The organism is Neobacillus niacini, from assembly GCF_000759675.1.
Lineage (GTDB): Bacteria > Bacillota > Bacilli > Bacillales > Cytobacillaceae > Neobacillus > Neobacillus niacini_A.
Genome location: NZ_BAWM01000144.1, coordinates 1 through 3218 on the forward strand (window position 1 = coordinate 1; position 3218 = coordinate 3218).

3 protein-coding genes are annotated in these 3218 nt (G+C 36.8%); 1 reads left to right on the forward strand and 2 read right to left on the reverse strand.

The genetic code is table 11. The features are described 5' to 3' along the window. A partial coding sequence (locus TR08_RS33450; RefSeq protein WP_238579250.1) for a hypothetical protein occupies positions 1 to 205 on the forward strand: 205 nt, incomplete at its 5' end. A gap of 430 nt (positions 206 to 635) precedes the next feature. Here TR08_RS33450 and TR08_RS26030 read toward each other — a convergent pair. Both TR08_RS26030 and TR08_RS26035 read right to left on the reverse strand, forming a co-directional pair. Beyond that, complete coding sequence (locus tag TR08_RS26030) at positions 636 to 1256, reverse strand: dihydrofolate reductase family protein (protein WP_081954659.1); 621 nt, start codon at positions 1254 to 1256, stop codon at positions 636 to 638. A gap of 499 nt (positions 1257 to 1755) precedes the next feature. Beyond that, positions 1756 to 3030, reverse strand: a complete 1275-nt coding sequence (locus TR08_RS26035; protein ID WP_045523243.1) for an IS110 family transposase — start codon at positions 3028 to 3030, stop codon at positions 1756 to 1758. Between the last annotated feature and the right edge of the window lie 188 nt (positions 3031 to 3218).

A 3218-nucleotide genomic window follows, 5' to 3' on the forward strand; every position in this document is an offset into this window, starting at 1 on the left:
TCAAGAGGCTCAGCCTTTTTTTAAAAACTGGTTTTTCTGGGTCTATTTTTTCATGCCCTTTTTCAGTTTTTATTTTCATGGGAGCTTAATAACAAAAAAGAGCTTCAACCAGCTCAGTTTTCCTTTAGTAAAATCAGGAATTATGTTTTTTTGCCAAAAAATACGTGCTACTGCCCATTATCATGCCCCCACCAACGCCCATTAAAGTACCGATAATAGCCCAATGGGAGGATAAATATATACCAATCATAAACAGTATTAATCCTATAAAAAACAAAGTCATCCCTTTTTTCATACTTCTCCTCCAATGATGATTATTAAAATTAATATAACTATTTTTTATACCAATTCTCCTACAATTTTTAATTATTCATCTTGAACTCAAGCACCCTATAGTTTAAGTGAAAATCTTCACAATCTTTTGTGTAGGAGCATATAAAAAAGACGCCTTCTTACTAAAGAAAAGCGCCCGTTTCTAGAAGTTCGAATCTAAAAAAGGTAAGAAAAGAAGTATCAATCTTTAGTATTAACATCCTTCATAATCATGGAATTTAATTAAAGCAATTTCTTCAATTTGGAACTACGTGGTGATTTAAATTAACAAGAATTTTTCAGACGTTTTTTTAAAACTCATTTTATTTGACGGTTTCATACCGCATCAGCATTGAACCACTTGTTTCGTAAAGCTTGGTTTCTATCAACTTCATGTCGAGACGTGTTTCTATGTTGTCGAAGAAACGTTTTCCGCTGCCCAAAATGACCGGATGAATGATGATTCGGAGTTCATCAAGTAAACTAGCATTAATCAAACTTTGAACAAGACCTGCACTCGCAGGAACAATGATATCTCCCTTGATTTCTCTTTTAAGCTCCCTTACTTTCGACATTACATCATAGTTAAGCAGAGAAATGGTATCATCGTAGTCTCCCCAGTGAATTACCGTAAGCTCGTTATTATTAGTTGCTACATACTTTTGAGTTTTATTCATGGCGTCAGCCCAATCTCCCTCTTGGAACGGCCAATATCCTGCAAAGCCTTCATATGTGACCCGCCCCATCAAGATTGCGTCAGCCTTCTGGAACATGACAAGACCATCATTTGTGGAATCCACGATGCCAGGCATTGCCCAGCTTACCATGTTGTTTTCTTCACCTTTCGGCCCCGTAAAGATACCGTCCAATGTGTTGCTTACGTTTGCAATTATTTTCCCCATATATCCTCCTCTATTCTTCTTGAATTTATCGAGTAAAAACATCTTCTGAATTAACTTCGATTTACTTACGAATGATTCCTTCTATTATTCAAGAAAATGGCCCGATTGTTGAAAAAAAGCTAATGACGATTGTTCAACTCCCTCAGTTTGATACGATTATCTCTTGAATGCTCACTTATTCGCAGGATTTCAAACCCCTTAGTAACTAATTAACGAGTTTATTAAAAGAGTTAAGAACCTTTTGGCTTCGTGAAGGCATAGTTAAATAAAGGAGTCATATTATACTCCATATTCTACCATATAATGTACATCTCCACGCCGCCCCTGGAGGCTTTCCCTCCCATGTCTCAACGGGTCAATTGCCCTTTCATTCCTTCGTTATGCCTATCCAAGGGGTGGAGGCCAGTTATGCTAAACTGATGGGTCACGGTGCCCTTTTGTTGAAGAAACCTGGTACTCCGTACATATTTGAAATCCTACGAATAAGACAACATTCAAAATTTAAGATAACTATTTAACTATAAGACTTTTAGTTATACTTCTATGCTGCTAATGGGATTGTTTCTTGTAATTTATTTGGACAGTAAGATTCGTTTCGCTTAGCTATACCTACAAAAATTCTTGCTAATTTACCGACCAACTTCATAATAGACTTCATTTTCTTCATCTTCTTGACCTTCACATTATATGTATGGATATCTTTAGACTCAGGGTTGTTCATCACAAGGCTCATTGTCGCTAAGTAGAGGAATCGCCGTAGTCTAGATCTTCCACGTTTAGAAATAACAATTTGACCTTTCCACTTTCCAGAACTTGCTTCAGCTAGGTGCAATCCTGCATGGCGAAGTAGAGAATTCCCGTGAGAAAAACCACTTAAATCTCCAGCCTCACCTAATATACCAGCTAAGGAAATTTCACTAATTCCTTTAATGGTAAGCAACTTCTTGGCGAAAGGGATTTTATTTAAGACATCTGTAACTTGTTTTTCAACTCTTTCGAGTTGTGTTACAGCTAAATCATATTCCTCCAATAATTGTTCCAAATGAAATTTATAAGCATCAAGTGCTTGTCTGGTGCCGACAGATTTCCTAGCTACCTGAAGGAGTAATAGGGCCTTTTTTAATCCAGGCTGTCTCTTCATAATTGATTTCCAACCTGTAATAACCTCGTGAGGCTGCAAAGTCGCCAATTCCACTGGAGATGGAAATAGGCGAAGCGTTGCAATTGCCCCTTTAGCCTTAATATCTTTAAACACCTGTCGGAGTTCTGGAAAGACAATATCTACCCAACGATTTAATTGATTAATAGAACTAACGAGACGTTTAACTACTACGTCACGGTTAGACATGAGAACCCTTAGTTTTTCGAATGATTCTGATGTGTTCCTAACATAGGAGTAGTAACCGTTCTTCACCATATCAGCGATAACTAATGCATCCTTTTTATCACTTTTTGATTGAGTATTATCACGATTTTCTTTATTCCTTTTTACTAAATGTGGGTTTACCGTTACTACCTCAATTTTTTGTTTAATAAGCCATTTTGAAAGATTAATCCAGTAGTGTCCAGTAGGTTCCATCCCAACTATAGCTGCATCAAGGTTATTTAATCTTTGAAGATTTTTAATCCATATTAATAAACTAGCAAATCCTTCTTCATTATTTTTGAATGTAAGTGGATCTCCGACTACAATTCCACGAAAATTTACTGCTCGAGCTACGTGTAATTGTTGGGCAATGTCCACACCAACAACAAGGTGTTTAACGGAAATTCTTTCTATTAGTTGATTTTGTTTGTCTTGCATTTTAAAATTCATAGTAGGGCTTCCTCCTTAAGAGTCTGAGTTAGAGTAGTGTCTATACTCATATCTTACTGAGGGGCTTTATTTTTTTCAAACCTGATATTTACGATCTACAGGAATGCTAGTCGAGTAGAATGGAGCCTTTCTACCTTACGGTAGATTGTACTCCACCCCCTCCCAGAACCGTGCTTGCACTATTAATG

Excerpts from the sequence above, each read along its gene's own strand:
- TR08_RS26030 (WP_081954659.1), bottom strand. The coding sequence starts at position 1,256 with ATGTTTTTACTCGATAAATTCAAGAAGAATAGAGGAGGATATATGGGG.
- TR08_RS26035 (WP_045523243.1), bottom strand. The coding sequence starts at position 3,030 with ATGAATTTTAAAATGCAAGACAAACAAAATCAACTAATAGAAAGAATT.